This is a genomic window from Priestia sp. FW507-14D1A (assembly GCF_058781295.1).
In genome coordinates, this window is the sequence record NZ_JBYSWQ010000004.1 from 325,020 (window position 1) to 350,310 (window position 25,291).

The 25,291-nt window shown below is 38.1% G+C and carries 31 protein-coding genes; 20 read left to right on the forward strand and 11 right to left on the reverse strand.

Annotated features, from left to right (window positions below):
* Positions 1–83: 83 nt before the first annotated feature.
* The 3 genes from AC3WJG_RS17300 to thrB are packed head-to-tail and all read left to right on the forward strand — an operon-like array spanning position 84 to position 3,354.
* Positions 84–1,385: a homoserine dehydrogenase gene (locus tag AC3WJG_RS17300; protein WP_013059628.1), complete on the forward strand. Its 1,302-nt coding sequence runs from the start codon at positions 84–86 to the stop codon at positions 1,383–1,385.
* Positions 1,385–2,446 (forward strand): threonine synthase, encoded by a 1,062-nt coding sequence (gene thrC / locus AC3WJG_RS17305; protein WP_028409600.1) that lies wholly within the window; start codon positions 1,385–1,387, stop codon positions 2,444–2,446. Before AC3WJG_RS17300 ends, thrC begins: the two co-directional genes overlap by 1 nt.
* On the forward strand, positions 2,440–3,354 hold the full coding sequence (gene thrB / locus AC3WJG_RS17310) for a homoserine kinase (protein WP_028409599.1): 915 nt from the start codon (positions 2,440–2,442) through the stop codon (positions 3,352–3,354). The genes thrC and thrB overlap by 7 nt, the downstream gene beginning before the upstream one ends.
* An 89-nt stretch (positions 3,355–3,443) precedes the next feature.
* Here thrB and AC3WJG_RS17315 read toward each other — a convergent pair whose 3' ends face one another.
* The gene (locus tag AC3WJG_RS17315) at positions 3,444–3,674 is read right to left on the reverse strand and encodes a NifU family protein (RefSeq protein WP_013059625.1); all 231 of its coding nucleotides are present in this window, start codon (positions 3,672–3,674) and stop codon (positions 3,444–3,446) included.
* Between the two features lie 193 nt (positions 3,675–3,867).
* On the opposite strand from AC3WJG_RS17315, the gene AC3WJG_RS17320 reads away from it, so the two are divergent.
* Positions 3,868–4,194, forward strand: coding sequence for a YuzD family protein (locus tag AC3WJG_RS17320; protein ID WP_013059624.1), 327 nt, complete (start codon positions 3,868–3,870; stop codon positions 4,192–4,194).
* Positions 4,195–4,237: 43 nt separating this feature from the next.
* Here AC3WJG_RS17320 and AC3WJG_RS17325 read toward each other — a convergent pair whose 3' ends face one another.
* On the reverse strand, positions 4,238–5,302 hold the full coding sequence (locus AC3WJG_RS17325; protein ID WP_272801018.1) for an NAD(P)/FAD-dependent oxidoreductase: 1,065 nt from the start codon (positions 5,300–5,302) through the stop codon (positions 4,238–4,240).
* Between the two features lie 382 nt (positions 5,303–5,684).
* Here AC3WJG_RS17325 and AC3WJG_RS17330 point away from each other — a divergent pair, with 382 nt between their 5' ends.
* The 4 genes from AC3WJG_RS17330 (at position 5,685) to AC3WJG_RS17345 (ending at position 8,189) form a co-directional block, all read left to right on the forward strand.
* Positions 5,685–5,924, forward strand: a complete 240-nt coding sequence (locus AC3WJG_RS17330) for a YuzB family protein (protein ID WP_492588430.1) — start codon at positions 5,685–5,687, stop codon at positions 5,922–5,924.
* A gap of 301 nt (positions 5,925–6,225) precedes the next feature.
* Positions 6,226–7,080: a diaminopimelate epimerase gene (gene dapF / locus AC3WJG_RS17335; RefSeq protein WP_028409596.1), complete on the forward strand. Its 855-nt coding sequence runs from the start codon at positions 6,226–6,228 to the stop codon at positions 7,078–7,080.
* 75 nt (positions 7,081–7,155) lie between these two features.
* Positions 7,156–7,521, forward strand: coding sequence for a HesB/IscA family protein (locus AC3WJG_RS17340; protein WP_013059620.1), 366 nt, complete (start codon positions 7,156–7,158; stop codon positions 7,519–7,521).
* A 149-nt stretch (positions 7,522–7,670) separates the two neighbouring features.
* Complete coding sequence (locus AC3WJG_RS17345; RefSeq protein WP_028412618.1) at positions 7,671–8,189, forward strand: hypothetical protein; 519 nt, start codon at positions 7,671–7,673, stop codon at positions 8,187–8,189.
* A gap of 28 nt (positions 8,190–8,217) precedes the next feature.
* Here the strand turns inward: AC3WJG_RS17345 and AC3WJG_RS17350 are convergent, their stop codons facing one another.
* Positions 8,218–9,210: an NAD(P)/FAD-dependent oxidoreductase gene (locus tag AC3WJG_RS17350; RefSeq protein WP_013085323.1), complete on the reverse strand. Its 993-nt coding sequence runs from the start codon at positions 9,208–9,210 to the stop codon at positions 8,218–8,220.
* Between the two features lie 492 nt (positions 9,211–9,702).
* Here AC3WJG_RS17350 and AC3WJG_RS17355 point away from each other — a divergent pair, with 492 nt between their 5' ends.
* The 3 genes from AC3WJG_RS17355 to spsC all read left to right on the forward strand — a co-directional run bounded on the left by AC3WJG_RS17355 (position 9,703) and on the right by spsC (position 12,093).
* Positions 9,703–10,917: an NAD(P)/FAD-dependent oxidoreductase gene (locus AC3WJG_RS17355; RefSeq protein WP_025752690.1), complete on the forward strand. Its 1,215-nt coding sequence runs from the start codon at positions 9,703–9,705 to the stop codon at positions 10,915–10,917.
* A gap of 123 nt (positions 10,918–11,040) precedes the next feature.
* Entirely contained in the window at positions 11,041–11,364 is a 324-nt protein-coding gene (locus tag AC3WJG_RS17360) for a YuiB family protein (protein WP_028409594.1), read from the forward strand.
* An 81-nt stretch (positions 11,365–11,445) separates the two neighbouring features.
* Positions 11,446–12,093, forward strand: a complete 648-nt coding sequence (gene spsC, locus AC3WJG_RS17365) for a stationary phase survival protein SpsC (RefSeq protein WP_028409593.1) — start codon at positions 11,446–11,448, stop codon at positions 12,091–12,093.
* A 42-nt stretch (positions 12,094–12,135) separates the two neighbouring features.
* Here spsC and AC3WJG_RS17370 read toward each other — a convergent pair whose 3' ends face one another.
* Positions 12,136–12,612, reverse strand: coding sequence for a divergent PAP2 family protein (locus tag AC3WJG_RS17370; protein WP_013085319.1), 477 nt, complete (start codon positions 12,610–12,612; stop codon positions 12,136–12,138).
* A gap of 244 nt (positions 12,613–12,856) precedes the next feature.
* On the opposite strand from AC3WJG_RS17370, the gene AC3WJG_RS17375 reads away from it, so the two are divergent.
* Positions 12,857–14,350 (forward strand): leucyl aminopeptidase, encoded by a 1,494-nt coding sequence (locus AC3WJG_RS17375; protein WP_060745806.1) that lies wholly within the window; start codon positions 12,857–12,859, stop codon positions 14,348–14,350.
* A 266-nt stretch (positions 14,351–14,616) separates the two neighbouring features.
* Positions 14,617–15,936: a Na+/H+ antiporter family protein gene (locus AC3WJG_RS17380; RefSeq protein WP_028409591.1), complete on the forward strand. Its 1,320-nt coding sequence runs from the start codon at positions 14,617–14,619 to the stop codon at positions 15,934–15,936.
* A 51-nt stretch (positions 15,937–15,987) separates the two neighbouring features.
* On the opposite strand, the gene AC3WJG_RS17385 is transcribed toward AC3WJG_RS17380, so the two are convergent.
* From AC3WJG_RS17385 to AC3WJG_RS17395, 3 genes are all read right to left on the reverse strand, one after another.
* The gene (locus AC3WJG_RS17385; RefSeq protein WP_013059611.1) at positions 15,988–16,179 is read right to left on the reverse strand and encodes a hypothetical protein; all 192 of its coding nucleotides are present in this window, start codon (positions 16,177–16,179) and stop codon (positions 15,988–15,990) included.
* Positions 16,180–16,295: 116 nt separating this feature from the next.
* Positions 16,296–16,832, reverse strand: coding sequence for an HD domain-containing protein (locus tag AC3WJG_RS17390; RefSeq protein WP_028409590.1), 537 nt, complete (start codon positions 16,830–16,832; stop codon positions 16,296–16,298).
* A gap of 176 nt (positions 16,833–17,008) precedes the next feature.
* Positions 17,009–17,377 carry a YuzC family spore coat inner layer protein gene (locus AC3WJG_RS17395; protein ID WP_060745804.1) on the reverse strand — a complete coding sequence of 123 codons (369 nt, stop codon included), beginning with the start codon at positions 17,375–17,377 and terminating at the stop codon, positions 17,009–17,011.
* 106 nt (positions 17,378–17,483) lie between these two features.
* Here AC3WJG_RS17395 and AC3WJG_RS17400 point away from each other — a divergent pair, with 106 nt between their 5' ends.
* Positions 17,484–17,867, forward strand: coding sequence for a hotdog fold thioesterase (locus AC3WJG_RS17400; RefSeq protein ID WP_028409588.1), 384 nt, complete (start codon positions 17,484–17,486; stop codon positions 17,865–17,867).
* Between the two features lie 344 nt (positions 17,868–18,211).
* Positions 18,212–18,826 (forward strand): 3'-5' exonuclease KapD, encoded by a 615-nt coding sequence (gene kapD / locus AC3WJG_RS17405; protein ID WP_013059607.1) that lies wholly within the window; start codon positions 18,212–18,214, stop codon positions 18,824–18,826.
* 36 nt (positions 18,827–18,862) lie between these two features.
* On the opposite strand, the gene kapB is transcribed toward kapD, so the two are convergent.
* The gene (gene kapB / locus AC3WJG_RS17410) at positions 18,863–19,243 is read right to left on the reverse strand and encodes a kinase-associated lipoprotein KapB (protein WP_098779274.1); all 381 of its coding nucleotides are present in this window, start codon (positions 19,241–19,243) and stop codon (positions 18,863–18,865) included.
* A gap of 85 nt (positions 19,244–19,328) precedes the next feature.
* On the opposite strand from kapB, the gene AC3WJG_RS17415 reads away from it, so the two are divergent.
* Together AC3WJG_RS17415 and AC3WJG_RS17420 are read left to right on the forward strand one after the other, a co-directional pair.
* Complete coding sequence (locus tag AC3WJG_RS17415) at positions 19,329–19,526, forward strand: hypothetical protein (RefSeq protein ID WP_028412613.1); 198 nt, start codon at positions 19,329–19,331, stop codon at positions 19,524–19,526.
* 103 nt (positions 19,527–19,629) lie between these two features.
* Positions 19,630–20,154 carry a superoxide dismutase family protein gene (locus AC3WJG_RS17420; protein WP_098658949.1) on the forward strand — a complete coding sequence of 175 codons (525 nt, stop codon included), beginning with the start codon at positions 19,630–19,632 and terminating at the stop codon, positions 20,152–20,154.
* Positions 20,155–20,189: 35 nt separating this feature from the next.
* Here the strand turns inward: AC3WJG_RS17420 and AC3WJG_RS17425 are convergent, their stop codons facing one another.
* Both AC3WJG_RS17425 and AC3WJG_RS17430 read right to left on the reverse strand, forming a co-directional pair.
* On the reverse strand, positions 20,190–21,362 hold the full coding sequence (locus AC3WJG_RS17425; RefSeq protein ID WP_337134487.1) for a MalY/PatB family protein: 1,173 nt from the start codon (positions 21,360–21,362) through the stop codon (positions 20,190–20,192).
* A 167-nt stretch (positions 21,363–21,529) separates the two neighbouring features.
* Positions 21,530–22,378, reverse strand: a complete 849-nt coding sequence (locus AC3WJG_RS17430; protein WP_013059602.1) for an alpha/beta fold hydrolase — start codon at positions 22,376–22,378, stop codon at positions 21,530–21,532.
* Positions 22,379–22,536: 158 nt separating this feature from the next.
* Between AC3WJG_RS17430 and AC3WJG_RS17435 the strand changes: the two genes are divergently transcribed.
* The 3 genes from AC3WJG_RS17435 to yugI all read left to right on the forward strand — a co-directional run bounded on the left by AC3WJG_RS17435 (position 22,537) and on the right by yugI (position 24,806).
* Entirely contained in the window at positions 22,537–23,037 is a 501-nt protein-coding gene (locus tag AC3WJG_RS17435; RefSeq protein ID WP_013059601.1) for an Lrp/AsnC family transcriptional regulator, read from the forward strand.
* Positions 23,037–24,197, forward strand: coding sequence for an aminotransferase (locus AC3WJG_RS17440; RefSeq protein ID WP_098658946.1), 1,161 nt, complete (start codon positions 23,037–23,039; stop codon positions 24,195–24,197). The genes AC3WJG_RS17435 and AC3WJG_RS17440 overlap by 1 nt, the downstream gene beginning before the upstream one ends.
* A gap of 207 nt (positions 24,198–24,404) precedes the next feature.
* Positions 24,405–24,806, forward strand: coding sequence for a S1 domain-containing post-transcriptional regulator GSP13 (yugI, locus tag AC3WJG_RS17445; protein ID WP_013059599.1), 402 nt, complete (start codon positions 24,405–24,407; stop codon positions 24,804–24,806).
* Positions 24,807–24,841: 35 nt separating this feature from the next.
* Here the strand turns inward: yugI and AC3WJG_RS17450 are convergent, their stop codons facing one another.
* The gene (locus AC3WJG_RS17450; RefSeq protein WP_013059598.1) at positions 24,842–25,072 is read right to left on the reverse strand and encodes a DUF378 domain-containing protein; all 231 of its coding nucleotides are present in this window, start codon (positions 25,070–25,072) and stop codon (positions 24,842–24,844) included.
* Between the last annotated feature and the right edge of the window lie 219 nt (positions 25,073–25,291).

The following is a 25,291-nucleotide window of genomic DNA, read 5'->3' on the forward strand; positions in this document are numbered from 1 at the left end:
CTTGTAAAAAAGAAAAATAAGGTCTATAATGTCCTCTATAAGAGAACAAATGTATACGTAGAAAGAACACAGAGGTGAGGAATATGACAAAAAGTATTTCAGTAGGATTATTAGGGTTAGGAACGGTAGGAAGCGGAGTAGTCAAAATTATTGAAAATCATCAGGATAAATTAAGTCATCAAGTCGGATGTCCTGTAGAAGTTAAAAAAGTAGTAGTCAAAGATATTGATAAGAAACGTGACGTAGAAATCAGTGAAGATAAATTAACAACGAATGTTGAAGACGTTTTACATAACGCGGAGATTGACGTTGTCATTGAAGTAATGGGTGGCGTTGAAGAAACAAGAGATTATATCTTAACAGCCCTTCGTAATAAAAAGCATGTTGTAACGGCAAACAAAGATTTAATGGCTGTTTACGGCTCAGAATTGTTAACAGTAGCTTCTGAAAATAACTGTGATTTATTTTATGAAGCAAGTGTAGCAGGCGGTATACCAATTCTTCGTGGATTAGCAGATGGATTAGCGTCTGATCGTATTACCAAAATGATGGGAATTGTAAATGGTACAACAAACTTCATTTTAACGAAAATGACAAAAGAAGGAAGCGCTTATGATGAAGTGTTAAAAGAAGCGCAGGATTTAGGATATGCTGAAGCGGATCCAACTTCTGACGTAGGTGGTTTAGATGCTGCTCGCAAAATGGCAATCTTGGCTACACTAGGATTTTCAATGAAAATTGACTTGGACGATGTTCGTGTTCAAGGTATTACAGAAGTAACGGAAGAAGACTTGCAATATAGTAAACAATTAGGCTATACGATGAAACTGATTGGATATGCACATCGTGACGGCGACAATGTAGAAGTTAGTGTTCAGCCAACTCTTTTAGCAGACACACATCCTCTTGCTTCAGTAAGCGATGAGTACAATGCTGTATATGTATACGGAGAAGCTGTTGGAGAAACGATGTTTTATGGACCGGGGGCAGGAAGCCTGCCAACTGCCACTGCTGTCGTATCAGATTTAGTAGGTGTTATGAAAAACATGCGTTTAGGTGTGAATGGTAAAAGTGCGGTAACGCCTCAGTATCCAAAACAGTTAAAAGCAGAAGATGAAATGTTCTCGAAGCATTTCTTACGTATTCATGTTAAAGATCAAGTTGGAGCATTTGCAAAATTAACAACGCTATTTTCAGAGCGTGGCGTGAGCTTCGAAAAAATTATTCAACTTCCTGTGAAAGGAAGCGAATTAGCTGAGATTGTTGTTGTTACACACAAAACATCTCAAAAAGATTATGAGGAAATCCTTCAGCAGCTTCGGGATTTACCAATTGTAGAAAATGTAAAAAGCAGTTACCGCGTAGAGGGAGTTGGCACAGTATGATGTGGAAAGGTCTATTAGCTGAATATAAAGAGTTTTTACCTGTAACAGAGAACACACCTATGCTTACACTACATGAAGGAAATACGCCTTTAATTCATCTTGCTCATTTATCAAAAGAGCTAGGCATTGATTTACATGTGAAAGTAGAAGGGTTAAATCCAACGGGGTCATTTAAAGACCGCGGAATGGTAATGGCTGTAGCAAAAGCGAAAGAAGAAGGAAGCAATACGGTTATTTGTGCATCTACAGGTAACACATCCGCAGCTGCAGCAGCTTATGCATCACGCGCTGGCATGCGCTGTATCGTTGTTATTCCAAATGGAAAAATTGCGATGGGGAAATTAGCTCAAGCAGTTATGTATGGTGCAGAAATTGTAGCAATTGAAGGAAACTTTGACCAAGCACTTTCTATGGTTCGTAAGCTAAGTGAAACATCACCGGTTGCACTTGTGAACTCTGTAAACCCATACCGTATTGAAGGGCAAAAAACAGCTTCTTTCGAGATTTGTGAACAGCTTGGAAAAGCGCCTGACGTTTTAGCTATCCCAGTGGGGAATGCAGGAAATATTACAGCTTACTGGAAAGGCTTCAAAGAATACAGTGAGCGTCACCAAACGTCTCTTCCTCACATGCACGGGTTTGAAGCAGAAGGTGCAGCGGCGATCGTGCGTAATCAAGTTATCGAAAATCCAGAAACAATTGCAACGGCTATTCGAATCGGAAATCCAGCAAGCTGGGATTATGCTGTAAACGCAGCAAAAGAATCAAACGGAAAAATTGATGAAGTAACAGATGAACAAATCTTAGAAGCATATCGTACAATTGCACGCAAAGAAGGTGTATTTGCAGAGCCAGGTTCTTGCGCTTCAATAGCTGGTGTGTTTAAAGATGTAGCTTCTGGTAAAATTGCCAAAGGTTCAACGGTTGTAGCTGTACTAACAGGTAACGGATTAAAAGATCCAAACGTAGCAATCGATGCTCATAATGTAAAGCCAGTGGTTTTACCAAATGATGAAGAAAAGGTATTTGAGTATATCCAAGGTGTCGTTGCTTCATGCTAGAAAATGAGCGTTTTGTCATTACGGTCCCAGCTAGCTCTGCTAATTTAGGGCCAGGATTTGATTCCATTGGAGTGGCTTTATCTCGCTACTTAAGATTAACAGTAGAGCGTCAGGACGAATGGATTTTTATCCCTGAAACGAAAGAAGTACAAAGTATTCCTACAGGTACAGATAACTTAATGTATGAAGTGGCACAAGACGTGGCTCGTCAATTTAACATTGCTCTTCCAAGTGCGAAGGTCTCTGTTTGGAGCAACATTCCATTAGCAAGGGGACTTGGAAGCAGCGCATCGGCTATCGTAGCTGGAATCGAGCTGGCTAATGTACTGTGTGACTTGCGTTTATCAAAAAGAGAAAAGCTTCGCATCAGCAGCTTAATGGAAGGACATCCTGATAACGTCAGCCCGTCTATTTACGGCGGCATCGTTGTTGGTTACCATCATGAAAATGAAACATATATTGCTCAAATACCTGAATTTGATGTCGATATCGTGATGGCTATTCCAGAATATGAATTAAAAACAACCGATGCTCGTGATGTGCTGCCTTCGGATATTAATTATCGCCACGCAGTAGAAGCTGGGGCAATCGGGAACATGCTAGTAGCGGCCCTGTTAAATAAAGATTTACCTCTAGTAGGCGAATTTATGGAGAAAGATTTATATCACGAACCTTATCGTATGAGACTCGTGCCAGAGCTTTCTCTTGTGCGAAAAGAAGCAAAAGCTCTCGGCGCATACGGTGTGTCACTAAGCGGAGCCGGTCCGAGTGTATTATGTTTAGCACCAAAAGGAAAAGGAAAAACGATTGCTGAACATATGTATGCTTTACTGCCGAACTGCGAAATAGATGTTTTACAAATTGATCGCAAAGGTGTATTTGTAGAAGCTGAAGTCACAACGAGTTAATAAAAAAATCCTCATTCATTTGAATGAGGATTTTTCATTCGCAAGCCCCACTAAAATGGGAGGTTGCTTTTATAATAAAATCAAAGAGATTAGAATACTTGTTCTACTTCAACTACACCAGGTACTTCTTCTAAAAGGGCACGTTCGATACCAGCTTTTAGCGTGATTGTTGAACTTGGGCAGCTTCCGCAAGCGCCTAAAAGACGTAACTTTACAATACCATCCTCTACGTCTACTAGCTCACAGTCTCCACCGTCGCGAAGTAAAAACGGACGAAGTTTTTCTAATACTTCTTGAACTTGCTCGTGCATTTCTGACATAACTATCGACTCCTTTCTTCTACTCTTATTATAAACGGTCTTTCATGAAAAATCTATCGGAGTATACACCGTAATGTTACCTTAAACGAAAAAGATGTGCAATGAATCAGTTTTGTGTAAAATAGTATTCATAATGAAGTAAAAGTGTGAATAATCGTACAGTTTGTATGTAAAGATTCAAGGGGGATGTGCTATGCAATCAACTGAGGTAGAAGTGTGTATTTATGGAGCTGAAATTGTTTGTGCAAGCTGTGTTAATCTGCCGTCTTCAAAAGACACCTATGATTGGCTAGAGGCAGCGATTTCTCGCAAATATCCGAACCAACCGTTTGCTATCACATATGTAGATATAAACGAGCCGCATACGGATCCGGAAAAAGCAGCCTTTGCCAAGCGTGTGATTGAAGAAGATTTATTCTATCCTGTAGTGGTTATTAATGGAGAAATTGTTGGGGAAGGCAATCCGAAATTAAAGCGCGTATTTGAGGAAATGGAGAAGTATGGTTTCTGCGCTTCATAATGAAAAAAGCCGTTAGATTGTCAGTCATCTAACGGCTTTTATTTTATCCACTATGGTGTTTATACATCCAAAGAATACCTGATTTTAATAATCGAGCTACGCGTCCCGTAATTGGACGTTCGGCAACTAAGCCAAATCCATGCTTTTTGCCTAATGAACCAAGTATGCCTTTTAATTTAATAGTTGGCAATTCATCTGGAAGCGCTTCGCCTTTCCAGCGGTGAAGAAGTACTTGGACAATTTGTTCAGCCTGACCTTCTGCAAGCTGAGCGCTTGGTGCATGCGGTAGGCTTGCACAATCACCTAAAATGTAGACATTTTCATCGTCAGGCAAGTTATGGTATTTCGTTAATGCGACGCGTCCTTGAGGATCTTTGTCTACGTCTAGATCGCGTACCACTTTATTTGGCTGGATACCTGCTGTCCACACGATTGCATCGCTTTGAATGGGCTCATCATGATTATAAAGAATGTTCGGTTCTACTTTTGTAATATTAGCACTATTTACGATTTCAACACCGTTTGAAGTAAACCAAGTTTGAACGTAATTACTTAAACGTTCTGGGAAAGCAGATAAAATTAATTTACCGCGGTCAAATAAGATGATTTTTAAATCCGGGCGGCTTTCTCTTAGCTCGCTTGCTAGTTCTACTCCGCTTAATCCAGCTCCTACAATTGAAACAGTAGCGTGAGCTGGCAAGTTGTTTAATGTCTGATAAGTTGCTCGTGAAGCATCAATGGATTGAATGCTGTATGTATGCTCAAGAGCTCCGGGAACTCCATGATATTTATCTTCGCATCCGAGTCCTACAATCAGGTCATCGTAAGCGATCATTTGATCATCTACATAGACGCATTTCTCTTTTAGGTCTATGCGTTTTACACAGCCGTAGCGAATTTTTAAGCGAGGGTGTTCAGGAAAAGCAACACGAACATGCTGATCAGAGATTGTTCCAGCTGCAAGTGCATAGAATTCAGTTTTTAGTGAGTGATAAGGTGCTTTGTCAATAAGCGTTACTTCTACATCGTTAGGCAATTGATTCGGAAAAAGGCGCTGCAAAACGCGCATACCACCGTATCCGCCGCCCAGTATGACAAGGTTCTTCATGTGAATTTCCCCTTTAGCTTCATGCATTTTTGTTTTCTCTCTATTATTCTTACTTTTAAGAATAGGAGAGTACAAATTACCGTTAATAAGGATGGTTGCCAAAAAGATATGAAAGGCTATATAAGATAACATATTTTACTTAAATAATAATTTAATATAACCTCGTTTGGTTTTCTATACATAAAAGTATAACTAAATTAATAAAAAACCACAATATGTTTCAACATAATTTCAAGCTATCCCTGTAATAAAGCTTTATTTATACGTTTTTTTGAAAAAGTCTGTGAAGCTAAAAAGCGTGCGCAAAATGGACGTAAATTTCCAAAGTTGACGTTGAAAATGAAAGAAGATAGGATAAACTAATAGTAGAGAGGTGAGAAACGTGATACAGCCAATTATTGAATTTTGCGTTAGCAATTTAACCAGTGGTTCTCAAACAGCTTTAGAAAAGCTTGAAAAAGATCCAAATCTAGATATTATTGAATACGGATGTTTAGGTTATTGCGGGAAATGTTCACAATCTTTATTTGCCTTGGTAAACGGAGAGATTGTTACAGCGGAAACACCTGAACAGTTAGTAGATAATATTTACATTCATTTAGAAGAAAATCCAATGTTTTAAACTATCCCCGCTGTCGTATCTCTTTTTATCAGGAGAGGGACATGAGGCTAATAGAATAGATGATGTAAGCACGGCTAGTCTTGCCGTGCTTTTTTATGCGTTTTGCGCAAATATCTGTGCTTCAACCATTCTCTTTGCAATCATAATGCTTCTTTTGTTTTTTAATACTCCAAAGGAGGACAAAATAAAAAACCCCTTAATCTTTATGATTAAGGAGCTAAAAAAACGGGGGATGATATTATTGTGTACAAAAGAGAATCACTTTATACTAGAGCTACATAAAAAAATAATGGGTGATAATATGAAAAAATTTCAGTTTACAAAAATGCATGCACTTGGCAACAACTATATCTACGTAAATATGTTTGAAGAACATATAGAAGAGCAAGAGTTAGCACCGCTTGCTGTAAAAGTCTCAAATGTTTATACGGGAATTGGATCGGATGGAATGATTCTTATTTGTCCATCTGAACGTGCAGATGTGAAAATGCGCGTATTTAATAATGACGGCTCGGAAGCAAAAAACTGCGGAAACGGTTTAAGATGTGTAGCTAAATATGCATATGAACATAATTTAGTAACAAGCGAAAGATTTTTTATCGAAACGCTTTCTGGAGTTGTAGAAGCAACGGTGCATCCGCAGGGAAATGAAGTTCCAGAAGTGACAATCGATATGGGAGCGCCTATTTTAGCTAGAGAACAAATTCCAATGACGGGAGCAAGCCAAGACCAGGTCGTTAATGAAGAGATGGAATTTGGAAAAGAACGGTTAAAAGGGACGGCTGTATCAATGGGAAATCCTCACGTTGTCTTTTACGTAAATGATATTGAACAAGCGCCACTTACTACATTAGGGCCCGTGGTTGAAAAAGATTCGCGTTTTCCAGAAGGAGTGAACGTTGAATTTGTCGAGGTAGTGAACGAAAGAGAGCTGAATTTTCGTGTGTGGGAAAGAGGCTCGGGTATCACTCAAGCATGTGGAACAGGAGCATGCGCTGCCGTTGTTTCATCTGTGTTAAATGAGAAGACGAAAAAAGATGTCCCTACCGTCGTACACCTCGCTGGAGGAGATTTAACGATTGTTTGGCAAAATAAAGGCAATGTATTAATGACAGGTCCAGCCAATGTGATTTGTGACGGTACGTATTATTATTAAAAAATGAAGAAGCAGACGATTTGTCGTCACAGCCATTTCGTCGTATACTAAACAAAAAAGGAGGTCTGTTTAAAAATGAGTCAAGATATCCTAACAATTACAGAAGCTGCAAGCTTTCAAATAAAAGATATGATGAAAGAACATGAAGAAGAAAATGCCTATTTACGTGTTAATGTAAATGGAGGAGGCTGTTCAGGTCTTTCATACGGCATGGGTTTTGCTCACGAAGTAAATGAAAACGATACGCTGTTTGAACAACATGGCATTAAAATTCTTGTAGATAGCGAAAGTGCTCCAATTTTAAAAGATGTAAAAATTGATTACAAGCAATCTATGCTAGGCGGAGGGTTTACAATTGATAACCCAAACGCCATTGCAGCATGCGGCTGCGGCTCTTCTTTCCGTACAGCAAGCAACGCAGGTGCTCCTGAAGAGTGCTAAATATATTTTTATCAAGAAGCTTTCTTCACCTCATCCGGTGAAGAAAGCTTTTTTAGTGAGGAATTTTTGTATGTTACATCATCTGTCAAAACTGTTGACTGAATAATCAGTCTTTTTTATACTCAATAAAAAAGAGGAGATGAACGGATTTGATAGATGCGACTCGTTACGACGCGGAACAAGTAGGAGGTTACGGAAGTTTTCGCAAAAAAAACACCCTGCCTATTCTATGGAAGGGGTTTATAAACTGGTTAAAACTTGAAAGTAGCAAAATGGAGTCTAAGAATGCAAAAAGTATTCACTTCAGTGAATCGCATTTATTCGTTCAGCATTTGCCTTTTTCCTCAGGTGAAGCCTGTCATCAAAACTCGTCCTCTGCGCCTCTTAACCATTCTGAACCTTACATTCGCTATTATGAAAATGCTACTGCCTCTCTGGCTGAAAGCTACGGAGCAGTTGAAGGAGAGCATATTCTGCTGATTGAACGTATTGCCGGTCAATCAGAGGTAGTAAAATATTTAAGTAAGCTCGAAGGTTTGAAGGCCTACAGAATGACCGTAACTAGTCAAGAAGGAAACCATTCCTTTTATGAAATCTGTTTAATAAGCAGTGATGCGGAAATGATGAGTGAAATCATTCATCGAATGGTTACACCAATCCAGCAATAAAAAAAAGCAGGCGAGAGCCTGCTTTTTTTTATGAGAACATTGACGTACTGTGCATAGGCTGTAAGCGAGCCTTTGGATCAATGTATGCCTTAGCGTTATTAACGGCAGTCGGACCTTCGCCAAATCCTGCCACGATGAGTTTTACTTTTCCATCATATGTGCAGACATCACCTGCTGCATAGATGCCAGGAATGTTTGTTTCTTGCTTTGAGTTAACAACAATTGCATTTTTCTCTAAATCTAAGTCCCATTCTTTAATTGGACCTAGAGAAGAAACAAATCCAAAGTTTACAATAACATCATCTACGTCTACTACTGTCTTTTCTTCACCTTTTGTGTTTTCTAACACAACTTGTGTAATACGGTCATCTCCAACAAATTCAACCGGTACATACGGTGTTTTAATATCAACTGATGAATTATGCAAGTTTTCTACGCTGTGTTCATGAGCGCGAAACTTGTCTCGGCGATGCGTTAACGTTACTTTTTCTGCGATCGGCTCTAACATAAGAGACCAGTCTACAGCAGAATCCCCGCCCCCGCATACTAATACTTTGCGGCCTTTGAATTTATTCATATCATCCACAAAATAATGAAGGTTCGTTTGCTCGAACTGTTCTGCGTTTTCTAGCTCGATTTTACGGGGCTTAAATGCACCGTTACCAGCCGTAATAATAATTGTTTTTGAATAGTGGACTTCAGAATTAGTAGTTAATCGAAATACACCGTCCGCTTGTTTCTCTACCTTTTCTACAGCTTGCTCTAGCGCAACTGCAGGTTTAAATTGATCCATTTGCTCTTTTAGATTATTGACTAATTCTTGAGCGCGTACTTTTGGAAAACCAGCTACGTCATAAATATATTTTTCAGGATATAAAGCAGAAAGCTGTCCACCAAGCTGTGGTAAGCTTTCAATGATTTTTACGCTCGCTTGACGCATACCGCCATAAAATGCTGTAAATAAGCCTGTAGGGCCGCCTCCGATGATGGTAATATCATATACTTGTTTATCTTCTTTCATTTATAATCACCTCTAGATTGTTCTGTGCCAATGCATATTCTACTTTATGATAGCATAGTAAATTATAAAATATCATTAAAACACGCTGGAATGTTTGAGAAACTTTCTCAACTTAAAAATCAGTATTTGTAATCATTAACATAACCACACGTTTTGGTCAAATATAAAACTGGGTATACAGGAAAGTAATTGAAAATTTAAAAGCTTGTAAATACAAAGTGAAGGGTTGAAAAACCGATTAAAAAAGCATAAGATGTTTGTGTAAATCAAGCTAGGCCTTATGCTTACATTTTTTTGAAAAGAAAAAATGTATTTTTTTAAAAAAGAACGTGAAGTGATTCACATTGTTTTTCTTATATGAATAATAAATGGATAGCGATGATCGTTCTTGCTCAAACTAACATAAAAAAGCAAACCAAATAAAATTGCTCTTATCATTATATTTGTAAGACATACTTGTGACTATAACTAAAAAAGGTGGATGACATTCCTATGAAAAAGCCTAAAATCGTCATTTTGGGTGCCGGATATGGCGGCATTATGACAATTGTTAATTTACAAAAGAAACTGGGTGCTAGTGATGCGGAAATTGTTTTGGTAAATAAAAACGATTACCATTACGAAACGACATGGCTTCATGAAGTATCAGCAGGTACAATTCATCAAGATCGCTCTCGTGTTCCTGTTAAAAATTTAATTAACACAAATAAGGTTACATTTATCAAAGACACGGTCGTAGATATTAAGTTAGATGAAAAGCGTGTTCTTCTTGAAAACAGTGAGCTAACGTACGATTATTTAGTTGTTGCTTTAGGGTATGAAGCAGAAACTTTCGGAATTAAAGGTTTAAAAGAACATGCATTTACCATTACGAGCATTAATGCAGCACGTCAAATTCGTGAGCACATTGATTATGTGTTTGCGACGTACAACAATGAAGTGGAAAAAAGAGACGAACTTCTGACCATTATTGTTGGGGGTGCTGGCTTTACTGGGATTGAATTTGTGGGAGAATTAGCAAATCGAGTCCCTCAGCTTTGCAAAGAGTTTGATATTCCGCGTGAAAAAGTACGCGTTATTTGTGTAGAAGCAGCGCCTACGGCTTTGCCAGGTTTTGATCCAGAACTTGTAGAATATGCGGTAACACAACTAGAACGAAAAGGAATCGAGTTCAAGATCGGAACAGCGATTAAAGAGTGTACAGAAGAAGGAATTATTGTATCAAAAGATGACCAAGTAGAAGAAATCAAATCAGCAACAGTTGTATGGGCTGCAGGTGTTCGAGGCAGTCATGTGATTGAAAAAGCTGGATTTGAGAACATGCGCGGACGTGTAAAAGTAAGTAATAGCTTGCTGGCACCAGGGCACGAAGATGTGTTTGTTATTGGAGATTGTTCACTAATGATTAACCCTGAAACAGAACGTCCTTATCCACCAACAGCTCAAATCGCTATGCAGCAAGGCGGTACCTGCGCTGAAAATATTAGCCGTTTGATGAAAGGGCAAAAAGAATTAAGTGAGTTTAAACCAGATATTAAAGGAACGGTATGTTCGTTAGGGCATGATGACGCAATTGGTGTTGTATATGGTCGAAAACTATTTGGTTCAAGCGCATCTTTTATGAAAAAAGTTGTTGATAATCGCTCGCTTTTCCTTCAAGGCGGAGCAGGTCTTGTATTGAAAAAAGGAAAATTTAATTTCTTTTAAAACAAAAAGCAAAAGGTCTTTAAGCCTTTTGCTTTTTTTGGTATTAACTTACTTTTCTGTGATTGACGCCTTCATTACTCTTAAGTAAACTGAGAGTATAAAGAGTAACGGAGGCGAAAAGCAATGGAAATGAGTGTGCCTGTACTAATTATCTCCATCTTGTTGTTTTTTGTTTTGTTTTTTGGAATCGGTTTCTTATTAAATATGCTGCTTCGTATGTCTTGGATTATGGCCATTATTTATCCCGTGATTTTTATTTTTATTATTGATGATGTAAGAGCGGTTGATTACATTCAACATCCCGCTTACTCCTTTCAGCAGCTAGGGACAAAAGTGCTATCTTTAGCCACAGCTGACATTACAATTTTAATGGCTGGTTTTATAGGTGCACTAGCTTCAGGCATTACCATTAAATCTTTACGAACAAGAGGGTACCAAATGTTTTAAATGTAAATTCTTCTCGCAAACGAATAATTTGTTTTTATGTTGGAAACAAATAGATTCGTGAGAGGAGTTGTGGAAATCACAATGATTGGAAAAATAGCAAAGCGATTCATTATGTGCCTACTACTGGTCGGAGCGCTGTTTACAACATATGAAGCAATTACTGGCGTCCCAATAACCACAGTCATCAAATATATGCCTTTTATAAACAGTACAGGGCATCCTCTAATGAATGAAAGGCTCTTGCCATCACTTCTAAAACCACTAAGAGCTGAAGCGGCTAGCAATGACAAAGAGCGTCTGACGATTGAAGAAGCATTTGATTGGTCGCGTTATCCAACTAAGAATGTATTAGCTACGGGTTACACAGCTGGTTACGAATCAACTGGGAAAAATCCCAATCATCCAGGGTATGGTATTACATATTCGGGCGTTAAAGTAAAACGTGACTTGTATTCGACCATCGCTGCTGATTTAACCATATTCCCAATCGGCACGATCTTGTTTATTCCGGGCTATGGCTATGGAGTGGTAGCAGATAAAGGTGGGGCTATTAAAGGCAATCATCTTGATTTATATTTTGAGACTGTTTCCGATGTGTACAACATATGGGGTAAAAAAGAATTAAACGTCTATGTAGTGAAATCAGGGGACGGCCGCTTAACTGAAGAAGAGTTAACAATGCTGAATGAAAAGAAGTCGATGCAAGTTTTTCGCCAGCAGGTAAAATAAACGAGAAACACATGAAGAACTCTTCATGTGTTTTCTTATGTTTTATGGCCATACATAATATGTTACAAAAGCAACTGCTATCCCTGTTAAGGCTCCAAAGAAAACTTCAATAGGCTTATGTCCAAGCAGCTCTTTTAGCTTCACTTGTTTTTCGTCTTCTTCATTGGTCGTCCACAGCTTTGCCTCTTTTACCGCGCGCTGAAAGTCTTCAACCAAACGATTTAAAACCGTTGCTTGCTCTCCTGCGTGTCTTCTTACCCCTTTAGCATCGAACATGACAATAATGGCAAAAATAGCGGAGAGAGCAAAAATAGGAGATTTAAGACCTTCTGCTAGCCCAATGGCAGTTGCTAAGGAAGTTACTGCTGCGGAGTGAGAGCTTGGCATGCCTCCCGTACTAAAAAATAAGCTGCCGTCTATTTTCTTAGTAGCTACAAAAGAAAGGGGAATCTTAATAAATTGAGCAAAGAAAATAGCGATTAATGAACTCCAAAGTGGAAAATTTGAGAATAACTCCATTGAGACGTCCTCCCTCAACTTAAAATGTCTGAAAAGCTAAACCCGTATGGTGAAAAAAGCGGTAGATGAAAGTATATGTGTGAAACTAAGGGTTTTGAACTGTGATTAAAAATTGTATTTCTGCTATCATATGTATATAGATGAAAACAGTGGTGAATATGATATATATTCCACTTGCTGAATAGATTAAACAAAGCAGATGATAAATAAAAATAAAATCTCTATACGTAAAAGGAGGAATTTTATGTTTTCGCATGTAGAAACATTTGGTGTTGATCATCAAACAGAAGCGCTGGTAATCGGGTTATTTAATCAAAACCAACAGTTTGAAGGCCTTCTAAAAGAAATTGATGAAGCTTTAGGTGGACAGCTCATTCATTTGATTAAAGAAGGGGATATACGTGTACAAGAAAAACGTATTTCAACGATTCATACACTAGGAAAATTAGGAGCAAAACGTCTTTATTTTGTAGGACTCGGACGAAAGCAAGCGCTAACTAAAAATGGGCTCAAAGAGAGCTTTGGGCTGTTATTTAAAAAGTTAAAAGAAGCGAAGATTTCAAACGCATCGGTCGCCCTTTCTACATTTGATACAGGAGCGTGGTCAGAGCAAGAAACTGCAGCTTTGTTAGGAGAAGCTCAACAGCTTGCAATGTACGAGTTTGAAAACTACAAAAAGAAATCAAACGAACCTGACAAACAGCTTGAGAAAATTGAACTGCTTTCTTTTTATAAAGACGTTATACAATCTGCTTTGGTTGGATATACGTATGGAAAAGCAACAAACTCAGCGCGCACCCTTGTTAACTTACCAAGCAATATGCTAACGGCTACAGATTTAGCTAATTATGCAGTAGAAATGGCACATACATATGGTTTTGAATATGAAATTTTAGAAAAAGAAGAGATGGAAACATTGGGAATGGGCGCACTGTTAGCAGTCAATCAAGGTTCCGCAGAGCCTCCTAAAATGATTGTCCTAAAATATCAAGGAAAAGAAAAATGGGAAGACGTTATTGGGTTGGTAGGAAAAGGGATTACTTTTGACACAGGTGGTTACTCTATTAAATCTAAAGACGGGATTGTAGGTATGAAAACAGATATGGGCGGAGCTGCATCTGTTCTTGGTGCAATGGAAGCGATTGGAGAATTAAAACCTCATCAAAACGTAGTAGCTGTCATTCCATCAACTGACAACGTTATTAGCGCGCGTGCTTTTAAGCCAGATGACGTAATTACAGCAATGAATGGAAAGACAATAGAAGTACTGAATACAGATGCTGAAGGGCGTTTAGCGTTAGCTGATGGTATCTCCTATGCCAAACACCACGGAGCAAATTATTTAGTAGACGTGGCGACATTAACGGGTGGTGTAATTGTAGCTCTTGGTACACATACAACTGGGGCAATGACGAATGATTCCGCTTTGTTGCAGCAAATAGCGAAAGCGAGCATTGAGACAGGCGAACCGATTTGGGAACTGCCTATTACAGAACGAGACAAAAAGCGTGTTCGGGGAAGTAAGGTAGCAGATTTAAATAACTCTCCTGGACGGGAGGGGCACGCAATTATGGCAGGAACCTTTATTGGTGAGTTTGCAGAGCAAACACCATGGGTTCACTTGGATATTGCTGGAACTGCAACATCCGCTGCTTCTCATGAGTTAGGACCTTCAGGTGCAACAGGCGTGATGGTGCGAACACTAGCTGCAATGGTTTGTTCATTTGAAGTCAATTAATGAAAAAATATAGCATTTATAGAAAAAAAGTAAAAAGGAGCATCGATGATGCTTCTTTTTTTAATATGTTTACATAATGTTTTTTCTTTTTAGTAAGAAAAGATTATTTAGAAAAATCCTTATATTGTTAAGGGTGTAGAGAAGTTAAACAAACGTTTATTTAATAAGATGATTGACTTTTTTTCTATACCTAATATAATGAACATGTTGTTTATCTCTCTAATGTTTTAATGAGATAAAGTGAAAAGAAAAATGGAGGTTTCAAAATGAATGCAGTATTAATAGCTGTGCTCGTGATGCTGATTTTGAGCTTATTGCGTATCAACGTTGTCTTTTCTTTAGCAGTCGGAGCGTTAATTGGAGGACTTGTTGGCGGTATCAGCCTAACAGATACAGTAAGTATATACACAGATGGTCTTGGAAACAGTGCTTCTGTTGCATTAAGCTATGCTTTGCTTGGAGGATTTGCGATGGCTGTTTCGCGGACAGGGCTGCCTGATGCCGTTGTTCAGCTAGCGTTAAAAATAGTAGGGAAAGAAGGAGAAACGAAAAAGAAGTCACTGTCAAAAGTACTGATTTTATTGATCATCCTTATTATTTCATGTTTTTCTCAAAACGTTATTCCGGTTCACATTGCATTTATTCCGCTTTTAATTCCACCTCTATTAAAAGTATTTAATCAGTTGAAAATCGATCGCCGATTAGTCGCAACAGTGATTACATTTGGATTGGTTACACCTTATATGTATTTGCCGGCAGGATTCGGTAAGATTTATCACGACATTTTATTTACTAACATCAAAGAAAGTGGATTAACAATTGATAAAGGAGATATTACTACGGCGATGGCTCTTCCAGCTTTAGGAATGGTAGCGGGCTTATTGTTTGCTGTGTTTATTTCGTACCGCAAGCCGCGCAGTTATGAAGACATTGACATCGATCAAGGCACAGAGGAGCGTACAGGTTACACAACAAGAGGAATTATAGTAGCTCTACTTGCGATTGTAGCGGCTTTAACTGTGCAGCTCTTAGTAGATTCTATGATTTTCGGAGCGCTTGCAGGGATTGTTGTCGTTTACTTCAGCGGGGCTTTGAAGTGGAATGAAGCAGATCCAGTATTAACGAACGGAATGAGAATGATGGCTTTCATCGGATTTGTTATGCTGTCTGCCTCTGGTTTTGCAAAAGTTCTTCAAGAAACTGGAGATGTAGAAGCGCTTGTAAAAGGCTCTGTTGCTCTTATTGGCGGCAACCAAATGCTAGGTGCATTTCTTATGCTTGTCATCGGGCTTTTAGTGACAATGGGCATTGGTTCTTCTTTCTCTACCATTCCAATTATCGCGACGATTTTTGTTCCTCTTTGCTTAGAACTTGGTATGAGTCCAATGGCAACGATTTGTATTGTTGGTACAGCGGGAGCGCTTGGAGACGCTGGTTCACCAGCTTCAGACAGTACGCTTGGACCCACATCTGGATTAGCAGTCGATCGTCAGCATGATCATATTTGGGATACGTGTGTACCAACTTTTCTTCACTATAACATTCCACTTATTATTTTTGGGTGGATAGCCTCAGTTATCCTGTAAATAGAGGCCCTATAATGACAAAAAGCAGCCGATCAAAACCGGCTGCTTTTTTCATGCTTGAGAAAGAGTAGAAGCAGTGCTGTCACAAGCTCCTAATGCTTGCTCTACAGCCTGAAGAGATTGTTCAATACGTTCACGATTTGAATCTTTCTCTACCGTTTGAAGAGCTTGTTCAAGGCTTGCTTTTGCCTGATTTAATGATGTGCAAGAATCTTGCACGTAACCTCTAGCGTTTTTAGACATTCTTCTTCCTCCTAACTAACCAAAAATGAGAATCAATAAGTAGTATGAGTAATTTGCAGGGAATTATGAGGAGAAATAATAAAAAGGATTAACTCTTATGAAAGGAGTTAATCCTGTCAGCCTAACTGTTTAAATTGGTTGGAATGTAGAAGTTCAAGCACTTTCTTATCAAGCTCCTTAATTTTCTTTACAGCCAGATTATATTCCAATTCACGGTAATGGTGTTTGCCGCCTGGCTCTTCATCAGCTTCATCAGCTAGTTTGACTACTTTTTGAAGAGGGCGTTGTTGAATTGTTCCTTCAGGCAAATATGAGTCTGTGTGTAGTAAAATAGCTAAAGCAATTTCTTTTGCCGCCTGAGGTTCCTCACCTAAACGAATGAGTAATTTATGTGCACGTTCAGCCCCTTTAATAGCGTGAATATCATTTTGACGATACTTCTCATAATCCCACTGACCATTTGTGTACCATTCGTAGTGGCCAATATCATGAAGCAGCGCTGCTTTTGTAGCTAAATCTGGGTTTACATTATGCTGTACGGATAGACGAAACGCATGATAGGCGACGGATACAGCATGCGCAACGCCAGATCGAGTTAAATATTTTTGAGCGATAGGATGCGTGAAAATTTCTACTAGCGTAACATGTCTCATCATGTCATCCCTCCTAAAGAAAAAATATATTTCCAAATACAATATCATATTTGTATCCTAAATACAATTATCGTGTAATTTGTTTTTACATACAAAAATGGCATATATTATAATATTCGTAACGAAACAACATGTACATCTTTTTTTGAAGAAAATAAGACTTTTTTCCTTGTATTTTACCATCTAATATTTAACGATACGTGACAGCAGTCAAATTGGGTATCGGGATGAATAAACGTAATTTTAATATAGTCTGGAGTATAAAAAACATCGATTTTTGTCTTAACACCAGTGGAAAGAATGAGTCTTTTTACTTCACTCATTTTGGATTCTTGAGCAGCAGCTTTTATTTTTTTTATTAAATTTGGCGAAGTATTAGCTCTTTGAATAAAGATAGTAGCGCTTTGCATGGTAGAGGGAATAACTTTAAGAGATTGCTGAAATGTCGCGATGTTCGCCTCAGGTAAGTTAGGTACCCTGTATGTATAAGGGTGAGGCATGTAGTACGATGGCCAATAGTAAGACAAGGGAGCAAATGATTTCATATAAGAATCCTCCTAGAAAACGGATTTTTATTATGTATATGTAGAGGGTTCGTATATGTTGTAGCAAAACCGTTATTGTATACTAGATGCAAAGGGAGGTATGGATATGAAAACAAAAGATACGCTGTTAGAAGCATTAGGAATTGAGATTATTAGTGCGAGTGAAGAAAGAGTGGAAGCGACGATGCCTGTTGATGAGCGAACGCGTCAGCCATTCGGGCTTTTACACGGAGGAGCATCGGTGGCGTTAGCTGAAACTGTGGCTAGTCTAGGTGCCATTAAAAGTGTCGATCTCGAAAAAGAAATTTGCGTAGGCTTAGAAATTAATGCCAATCATATCAAAGGGAAAAAAGATGGAATCGTTACAGCTATAGGCGTTCCTTTACATAAAGGAAAAAAAACAGCGGTTTGGGAAGTGAAAATTCAAGATGAAAAAGAGAATTTAATCTGTATATCCAGATGTACCCTTGCTATTCTGCCTAAAGCCTAAATATAAGAATGCTTAGTCTAGAAGGTGTGAGGTATGCTTTTGGAGTCAGAAGGAGCCACCTCACACACTCGTGTTAGAGTTTAAAGAGAATGTGGAAGAGCGAATACATAAAAAAGTAAAAAAATAGGTAAAAAAATAAGCGAAATTATGTCTATTCGTGACAGTTACCCTGCGCATAGAGACATGCTCTAGAATATAGTAGTAGTAAAGTATTCTTTTTATTCAGCAACTAGAATATTCATAATATTAAAAATAAGAACAGAAAATAGACCTTCCGATTGTTCAATCGTGCTATAATAGCATTAATATAGTAGGGCGGTTTATTTTACAAAGGGGTGATAATATTGGATAAGAACTCTCAGTATTTATTCATTGATTTTGAATTTACAATGCCAGAGTATAAGGGTTTTCCAAAAGGCTTTTTTCCGGAAATCATTGAAGTTGGTTTGGTGTTTGTTAAAAATCAAGAAATCATTGATCGTTTCTCCTCTTACGTACAGCCTACACACTTTACAAAATTAACTGAGCGCTGTAAATCATTTCTCCATATCGAACAAAATCAAGTAAATGAAGGCATTACGCTAGAGCAGCTTGTACAGCGACTGGGCATGTATAAACACAGCACGATCATTACATGGGGGAACATGGATATGAAAGTATTAAGGCAGTGCTGTCAAAAAAATAAGGTGCCATTTCCTTTTGCAGGTAAAGAAATTGATCTTTCAATGGAGTATAAGCGCTTTTTTGGAGATCAAAATCAAACTGGCCTTTGGAAAGCTGTGCAGGAGTATGGTAAAGAAGGAACTGGAAAGCACCACTGTGCGCTTGATGATGCGATGACGACACTCAACATCTTTAAGCTTGTAGAAAAAGATAAGCGGTATCTTCAAAAACCAGAGCCAACGACCATAGGAGATCGAATCGATTTTTCAAAAGTATTAAATAAATTTGCATTATAAAAGCCAAATCACTTCTACGTGAATTTGGCTTTTTACTTAATGAATACCGTACTCTTTTTTTAACTCTTCTAAACAGGCAATACTTGCTTGAGCAAAAGGGCTGTCTTTGGCTTGTTGCTCAGCTATCTTTAATTCAAGTGCTTTTTTTAGTGAATTTTTATAATCGGGAACGCTGTCTTCATAGAGATGAACTATTTTTTGAGGAATATTGGCCTGCTCTCGAAATGCAAGTGCTTTTCGCTCGTGAAAAAATGGTACGTCCACTTGCCCAGGATTATGTAAGTCACCTTGTTCTGGATGCTTTAACACAGCTTGAATCCGCACAACATAATGCAGATCTCGAACTTGTGTAATTTCACCGATATATTTCCCAGTTTTATAAAGTGCCGTAACTGTTTGACCAATTGTAAATGTCATATTGCCAGATCTCCTTTAAGTAAAGTGTTTGTTACCACCAGTATAAATCAAAACCCCCTACCGTTTCTATGAAAGGATGTTGTACATGATGTATTTAATGTTTTTGCTTTATTTTCCGGAAGATAAAAGAGAATATATTCCTGCTTTTGCTACTATGGCGCTTTTTGTACTAGCAGCAGTTGCAGTATGGCGTTTAATCATTAAGATTTCGAAAAAAGAAGAAGAAAAAACGAAGGAATTAGAAGCAAAGCTGAAAGAACAGGAAAATAAGAAATCACTGTAATGAAATGCAAATAAAATGTAAGCGTTTAAAATAATATGTTGCTGGACAATCTATGGAAAGACATCTAAAACTTTCGCTAGTGCATACGCGATTGGAGGGCAACATGAAAAAACTACTACTCATTGGAACCGTGCCTTTTTTCTTGTTAACGGGGTGTATGGAAAAAGAAATATCCAATAAAGAAGTTAAAGTCTACAACGCAGATGGAGATAGCATCGGTACAGTCAAGTTGAAAGAGCAGGCCGATGGAATTGAGTTTACGTACAACTTAAGCGGACTTCCACCTGGGGAACACGGCGTACATATTCATGAAATGGGGATTTGCAAAGCTCCTAACTTTAAAAGTGCGGGCAATCACCTTGATCCTGATAAAAAGAAACACGGAATGTTAAATCCAAAAGGACCGCATTTAGGCGATATGAAAAATATTGTGGTAGAAGATGATCAGACGTATACAGGAACAGATATGGTTCCTCAAGTCACGTTAAAAGAAGGAAAGACATCTCTTGTTAAGCGTATGGATGGTTCGTCCCTTATTATTACCGAACAAGGGGATGACGGAATGACAGAGCCATCAGGTAATTCTGGAAAGCGAATCGCCTGCGGAGTTATTTCAAAAAAACATTAAAAACAGCGTTCTTTCGTGAGAAAGAACGCTGTTTTTTACGTTAAAGCTACTTTTAAGCGATTTAATCCTTCTTGAAGCTGTTCATGTGAACAGCCAATGTTCAAGCGGATAAAACCTTTTCCATATGTGGAGCTGTATTTTTCGCCTTTTTCTACGGCGATTTTACCTTTTTTTAATAAGCGTTCATGTAATTCTTCTTCTGATAAATGCAGCTTGTTGCAGTCAATCCATAGTAAATAAGTTCCTTCTGGCTGAACCACTCGCAGTTCAGGCAAGTTCTCACTTATAAAACGCGTCACGAGATCTACATTTTTCTTCAGATACACAAGCAGTGCTTCTAGCCACTCTTCACCTTCACTGTAAGCCGCCTCTAATCCAATTATTCCGAATGTGTTTAAATTAGAAAACCCTTGTTTTTGCTGCTGCTGAACATACTGTGTGCGCAGTTTCTCATTTGGAATAATAACAGCTGAAGCCTGAAGTCCCGGTATATTAAATGTTTTGCTAGGGGCCATACACGTAATGGTTCGATTGGCTGCATCTTCACTCACCATGCTGATGGGAATGTGTTTATAAGGCTGGTAAACTAGATCAGAATGGATTTCATCTGAAACAATTAATACATTGTATTTTTCACAAAGGTCGGCAAGATTCTTCAGTTCTTCTTTTGTCCACACGCGTCCTACTGGATTATGAGGGCTGCAAAGAATCATTAATTTTACGCCTTCTGCAAATTTTTTCTCTAAATCTGAAAAATCAATTTCGTATTTATCGCCTGCAAGTTTTAACGGATTTTCAACAACTTCTCGATCATTTACCTTTATCATGTTAAAAAATGGAGTATAGACTGGAGGCTGAATTAAAATTGAATCTCCAGGTTCCGTAAATGCTTGAATAGCCATACTCAGGGCAAACACAACTCCTGGACTGTATGTAATCCATTCATGATCAATGGTCCACTGATGCTTTTTTTCTATCCAGAATGATAAAGCATTCGCCGTAGATTCAGTAGGGGAAGTGTAGCCGAAAATACCGTGTTTGACACGCTCATTAATGGTTTGAAGAACATTAGGCGGCGCTTGGAAATCCATATCAGCTACCCAAAAAGGCAGAACATCTTTTGCTCCAAAAACAAGATCAGTTTTGTCCCACTTTACGGACTGCGTACCTGTACGGTTAATTAATTGATCAAAAGAATAAGTAGACAATAAAAGTACCCCCTTTTTTAATATAATAGTTTGCTTATTTTTAATACGTTTGTCAACGAAGTTAACTTGTGAAGTCAATAAAGAAAGTGAAAAAATTGCTGAAGCACGACTAATAAATTTTTATTAAAGTTATCGCCTCGTGTGAAATATACGAACCCGCCCCGTCATTATTGAGACAGGGCTTTTTCACCGTACAAGAAATCGACCATATGAGATTGCACAATGTCGGGACACTCTTCTGGTAAAAGGTGTCCAATTTCCTTTAAAGAGATAAAGGTAGAGTCTGTTAAATCATCTTTTAACTTACGTCCGAGATGCAAAGGAACAACCCGGTCTTCTTCTCCCCAAATGAGTAAACTTGGTTTTTTTATGTGTTGCAAATCCTTTGAGGATAGGTCTCCTTCTCGATCGCGAATCATTCTCGTTAAAGCCATAAACGTACGGTCATCCAAAAATGGTTCAGTATAGCCATCAATCATTTCTTCGTCGATTAACTTATGGTCAAATACGACATTTTGCAAGTTGCCTAATACACCTTTGCGAGACAGCCACGTTTTTACCCACAGATAAAAGAAGGGAACATAAGAAGACATGACCAATCCATAATGTGAGGGGCCTAAATAAGCTGAGCTGCAAAGAAGAACTAGTTTCGATACGCAAGAAGGCTTTAACTTTGCTACGTTTAAACAAACTTGTCCTCCCATTGAGTGTCCCGATAGTACAACATCTTTCAACTTTAAATATTCAATCAACTCGATGACAATTCTGGCTAAATTTTTATACGAGTATTGAAAGGTTAACGATTTTTCACTTCGCCCAAATGGCGGAAGGTCCAGCGTAATGATAGAAAACGTATCTTCAAATAAAGGAATTAAACGTCGAAAGCTAAAACTCGATGATAAAAAGCCGTGAATAAATACAATGGCTGGTTTATCAGGGTGATAGTTATGGCATTCGTAGTAAACATTGACTCCATTAAAAGTACGCTGGTGGCAAGTAATTTTAGATTCAGTCAATTTGTTTCACTCCATCTTTTTCTTTCTAGTCTGTCCTAATTTCCAGCAATCTATAAAATGAAACTCACTTACCGGTATAGATTTCACATTAAAGATGTGTTTAAATTTGATATAATGGAAAAAGTGAAAAAATTTAATCGTTGTAGGAGGGGAACGCGGTGTTCTTAGAAGAAAAAGAGTTAGAAATTTTAGAAATTCTAGAAAAAAATAGCCGTATTTCGATAGATAGTATTTCAAAAATGGTGGATTTAACGTTTGAAGAAACCTCTAATATTGTTAAAAAGCTAGAGAGAGAAAAAGTAATTGTGCAATATTCAGCTGATATTAACTGGAGACGAGTAGATGGACATGAGGGCGTCACGGCTATGATAGATGTAAAAGTTGCACCAAAGCGAGGAGTAGGCTTTGACGAGATTGCGGAGCGCATCTATCGTTTTCAAGAAGTGAAATCCGTGTACCTAATGTCAGGAGCATATGATTTGTCTGTTATTATTGAAGAAAAATCAATGTCTGAAGTAGCGTTTTTTGTTTCTGAAAAGCTTTCTACGCTAGACTCTGTTTTATCTACAACGACTCACTTTATCATGAAAAAATATAAGCACGATGGTACCATCTATGACCAAGGCGATGAAGATCGCAGAATCGTGGTGTCTCCGTAATGAAAGAGCGCTTGTCAACAACTGTACAACAGCTGAAACCTTCAGGTATTCGCCGCTTTTTTGATTTAGCAGCAAGTATGGATAACGTCATCTCTCTTGGAGTAGGTGAACCTGATTTTGTCACATCTTGGGCTGTTCGAGAAGCGAGTATTTTATCGTTGGAAAGAGGATATACCTCTTATACAGCAAATGCGGGACTTTTAGAGCTCCGCTTTGAAATTATGAAGTATATGAAAAGAAATTTTAACGTCTCGTATGATTATAAAGATGATATTATTGTGACCGTGGGAGGAAGTCAGGCTCTAGATATTACAATGCGAGCTTTGATTAACCCTGAAGATGAAATTATTGTCGTGGAGCCAAATTTTGTGTCTTACAGCCCGTTAATTTCGCTAGCAGGAGGAGTTCCTGTGGTAATTGAAACAACGGCAGAAACAGAGTTTAAACTGCAGCCTAGACAGATTGAAGAAGTCATTACAAGCAACACGAAAGCCCTTCTTTTATGCTCTCCTAATAATCCAACAGGAAGCTCACTATCTAAAGAAGAGCTGCAGGCTATTGCGGATATTGTCATAAAGCATGACTTGCTTGTTATCACGGATGAAATCTATGCAGAATTAACATATGATGAAGAATTTACATCTATTGCTTCTTTAGAAGGGATGAAAGAACGAACTATTATTATTTCTGGCTTTTCTAAAGGGTTTGCCATGACTGGATGGCGTCTTGGATACATATGTGCACCAACTGAGATTGCTAAAGCAATGCTGAAAATTCATCAGTATACAATGATGTGTGCGCCTACCATGGCACAATATGGAGCAATTGAAGCGCTACAAAATGGGCAGCATGACGTAGAAGAGATGAGAAAAAGCTATCGCAGAAGACGGAACTATATGGTGAAGTCATTAAATCAAATTGGTCTGGAATGCCATTCTCCCGGAGGAGCGTTTTATGTGTTCCCGTCTATCAAAAAAACTGGATTGTCATCGGAAGAATTCGCTGAGCAGCTTTTGCTTGAAGAGCGAGTAGCCGTGGTGCCAGGCAATGTATTTGGAAAAGGCGGAGAGGGACATATTCGCTGTTCATACGCCTCTTCAATGGAATCATTAGAAGAATCCATAAAACGGATTAGCCGTTTTGTTGAAAATAAGTTATAATAAAAATAAGATATTATGTCATATCCTATAGACGGTTTGATATAATATCTTTTTTGCTATGATGAAATGTAGTGTTAGTTTATATTTGTGACGAAATTGGTAAATAATAAATATAGTATAACTACTTTTTGATTCAATCTATGAACTGTGCTATAATTTTAAATTGGCTATAATGGTGAAAATAATAAGGTATCTAGGAGTGTTTATATGTCAAAATTTGAAATCGGTACTGTTACAAAAGGTAAAGTAACAGGAATTCAACCATACGGTGCATTCGTTGCATTAAATGAAGAAACTCAAGGATTAGTTCATATCTCAGAAGTAAAACATGGCTTCGTTAAAGATATTAACGAACATTTATCAGTAGGAGACGAAGTAAACGTTAAAGTTTTATCTGTTGATGAGTCAACTGGTAAAATTGGTTTATCTATTCGTGCAACTGAGCCAGCTCCAGAAAAAACTGAAGCTTCTGCACCTAAAAAACCTGCTAAAAAGCGTCAAGGTCAAGCAACAGTTCATACTGAATCTACTCAAGGATTCAACACATTAAAAGAAAAATTAGAAGAGTGGATTGAGCAATCAAACCGCGAAGATCTAATTAAGAAATAAGAAAAAAAGAAGGATAGCTTAGCTATCCTTCTTTTTTAATGTTCCGTTCTAGGTTCTGTACGCTCTACTTCAGCAGAAGGTTTAAATAATAGACCTAGGTTAATCAGTCCTGCGATTCCAACCAATCCATAGATAATGCGGGAGAAAGCAGATGTTTGACCGCCGAAGATTGCTGCTACTAAATCAAATTGAAAAAAGCCAATAAGTCCCCAGTTAATTGCTCCAATAATCGTTAATACGAGCGCAATACGTTGAATACCACTCATGATGAACCCTCCTTGTTTTGTAGTTCACTTATTAGCCTGCTTTTTTTAGAGGGAAATATGCATATTTGCTTTTGGAAGATACAGACAAATAAACGTTCATTTGGATGGGGTGAGCATCTAGCCAACAGGGAATAATCTTTAGGAAGTCAATTTTCTTTACAATCAAAAAGTTGTTCTTCATAATGATGCATGTAATCAAGCTCGTAAGGAGGAGTTTAT

Bases quoted from the DNA above. Each gene is read 5' to 3' on its own strand.
- AC3WJG_RS17300 (WP_013059628.1), top strand. From the start codon at position 84: ATGACAAAAAGTATTTCAGTAGGATTATTAGGGTTAGGAACGGTAGGA.
- thrC (WP_028409600.1), top strand. From the start codon at position 1,385: ATGTGGAAAGGTCTATTAGCTGAATATAAAGAGTTTTTACCTGTAACA.
- thrB (WP_028409599.1), top strand. From the start codon at position 2,440: ATGCTAGAAAATGAGCGTTTTGTCATTACGGTCCCAGCTAGCTCTGCT.
- AC3WJG_RS17315 (WP_013059625.1), bottom strand. From the start codon at position 3,674: ATGTCAGAAATGCACGAGCAAGTTCAAGAAGTATTAGAAAAACTTCGT.
- AC3WJG_RS17320 (WP_013059624.1), top strand. From the start codon at position 3,868: ATGCAATCAACTGAGGTAGAAGTGTGTATTTATGGAGCTGAAATTGTT.
- AC3WJG_RS17325 (WP_272801018.1), bottom strand. From the start codon at position 5,302: ATGAAGAACCTTGTCATACTGGGCGGCGGATACGGTGGTATGCGCGTT.
- dapF (WP_028409596.1), top strand. From the start codon at position 6,226: ATGAAAAAATTTCAGTTTACAAAAATGCATGCACTTGGCAACAACTAT.
- AC3WJG_RS17340 (WP_013059620.1), top strand. From the start codon at position 7,156: ATGAGTCAAGATATCCTAACAATTACAGAAGCTGCAAGCTTTCAAATA.
- AC3WJG_RS17350 (WP_013085323.1), bottom strand. From the start codon at position 9,210: ATGAAAGAAGATAAACAAGTATATGATATTACCATCATCGGAGGCGGC.
- AC3WJG_RS17355 (WP_025752690.1), top strand. From the start codon at position 9,703: ATGAAAAAGCCTAAAATCGTCATTTTGGGTGCCGGATATGGCGGCATT.
- AC3WJG_RS17360 (WP_028409594.1), top strand. From the start codon at position 11,041: ATGGAAATGAGTGTGCCTGTACTAATTATCTCCATCTTGTTGTTTTTT.
- spsC (WP_028409593.1), top strand. From the start codon at position 11,446: ATGATTGGAAAAATAGCAAAGCGATTCATTATGTGCCTACTACTGGTC.
- AC3WJG_RS17370 (WP_013085319.1), bottom strand. From the start codon at position 12,612: ATGGAGTTATTCTCAAATTTTCCACTTTGGAGTTCATTAATCGCTATT.
- AC3WJG_RS17375 (WP_060745806.1), top strand. From the start codon at position 12,857: ATGTTTTCGCATGTAGAAACATTTGGTGTTGATCATCAAACAGAAGCG.
- AC3WJG_RS17380 (WP_028409591.1), top strand. From the start codon at position 14,617: ATGAATGCAGTATTAATAGCTGTGCTCGTGATGCTGATTTTGAGCTTA.
- AC3WJG_RS17385 (WP_013059611.1), bottom strand. From the start codon at position 16,179: ATGTCTAAAAACGCTAGAGGTTACGTGCAAGATTCTTGCACATCATTA.
- AC3WJG_RS17390 (WP_028409590.1), bottom strand. From the start codon at position 16,832: ATGAGACATGTTACGCTAGTAGAAATTTTCACGCATCCTATCGCTCAA.
- AC3WJG_RS17395 (WP_060745804.1), bottom strand. From the start codon at position 17,377: ATGAAATCATTTGCTCCCTTGTCTTACTATTGGCCATCGTACTACATG.
- AC3WJG_RS17400 (WP_028409588.1), top strand. From the start codon at position 17,484: ATGAAAACAAAAGATACGCTGTTAGAAGCATTAGGAATTGAGATTATT.
- kapB (WP_098779274.1), bottom strand. From the start codon at position 19,243: ATGACATTTACAATTGGTCAAACAGTTACGGCACTTTATAAAACTGGG.
- AC3WJG_RS17415 (WP_028412613.1), top strand. From the start codon at position 19,329: ATGATGTATTTAATGTTTTTGCTTTATTTTCCGGAAGATAAAAGAGAA.
- AC3WJG_RS17420 (WP_098658949.1), top strand. From the start codon at position 19,630: ATGAAAAAACTACTACTCATTGGAACCGTGCCTTTTTTCTTGTTAACG.
- AC3WJG_RS17440 (WP_098658946.1), top strand. From the start codon at position 23,037: ATGAAAGAGCGCTTGTCAACAACTGTACAACAGCTGAAACCTTCAGGT.
- yugI (WP_013059599.1), top strand. From the start codon at position 24,405: ATGTCAAAATTTGAAATCGGTACTGTTACAAAAGGTAAAGTAACAGGA.
- AC3WJG_RS17450 (WP_013059598.1), bottom strand. From the start codon at position 25,072: ATGAGTGGTATTCAACGTATTGCGCTCGTATTAACGATTATTGGAGCA.